1 protein-coding gene is annotated in these 1,046 nt (G+C 56.9%); it reads left to right on the top strand.

Annotated features, from left to right (window positions below; genetic code table 11):
* Positions 1-63 precede the first annotated feature (63 nt).
* Complete coding sequence (locus O2S87_RS18615; protein ID WP_475410214.1) at positions 64-1,041, top strand: IS1595 family transposase; 978 nt, start codon at positions 64-66, stop codon at positions 1,039-1,041.
* The last annotated feature ends 5 nt before the right edge of the window (positions 1,042-1,046 follow it).

Raw genomic sequence — 1,046 nt, 5'->3', positions numbered from 1 at the left:
CGCTCTTATGTAGAAACGTGGAAAGTCCCTATAGCTACGGTCTACGGTCCCAAATGAGGAGATATGCCCTCCTCAGATCCAGCCTTCGGCCGGATGCTTCGCCAGCTCGTCGATCTTGGCGTGATCACTATCAACACGGAGCCGCTCGATGCGGCCATCGAGCGGCGACTCAAGCAGTTCTGGGAGAGTACAACCTGCCCTCGGTGCGGCAATCCGAGCATCTACACTTGGGAAACATCTGACCGAGTCTGCTGTCGCAATTGCCCGTTTAAGCCCGTCTATACCTACGGGACACCGTTTCACGAGAAACACCTCTCCTGCGGAGAGGTGCTTCTCGCGTTCATGCTCTATGCAGATACCTTGCTGAATATCTCGGATATCGAGGTCATACTAGATCGTGCGTATAAGACGGTCTTCTATGCGATCCGAGAGGTGGAAGCCGCGGTTCACCGTGGCTTCCCTCTCGTCTGGAGTCAGTTCCAGCACACGATCTCTGGGCCAACACAAATCGACGAGTCAGGAAAGGTCTGTTCAGGGTTCAAAGGCCAAGACCCGCCGCGAGACAGCCGTCATCGCGGCGGGTCGTCTCGATCAGGGCGAACACGCTGGAAGGGGCGTCACGGCGATCAACTGACGCTCGTCGCGGCCTGCCGCGACTCGCTCCGTGTGATACGTGGGAAGCTCGGTATCGCCTACGACACCGATTTAGAGCCGGTGATGGAGGAAACAGCCGACCTCTCCCAGCCGCTGGGAGAGGTCTGGACAGACGGTCTCCAAGCCTATCGTCGGATGGAGCACGACCATAAGATCGTGATTCACGACGAGACGTACGTCTCGTCAGAGGGAATCCACATCAACCAGGTTGAGTGCTTATTTTCGCTCGTCAAGCCGTGGCTACGGAAATTCCGCGGCCTCTCCAAGCACGGCTTGGAGCAGGCCGCTCACACTTTTGGTATCGTTCGATCAGTGAATCTCGTCGGCGGATCGTTCGAATTCCTCGTCGACTGCCTTGCTATAGGGGGATTCCACAGCTCTACATAAGAGCG

This window comes from Halohasta sp. A2 (assembly GCF_056175805.1).
This window is presented reverse-complemented; position numbering and strand designations above follow the sequence as displayed.

What these genes read in the sequence shown, in the direction of transcription:
- O2S87_RS18615 (WP_475410214.1), top strand. Translation starts at nt 64, where the DNA reads ATGCCCTCCTCAGATCCAGCCTTCGGCCGGATGCTTCGCCAGCTCGTC.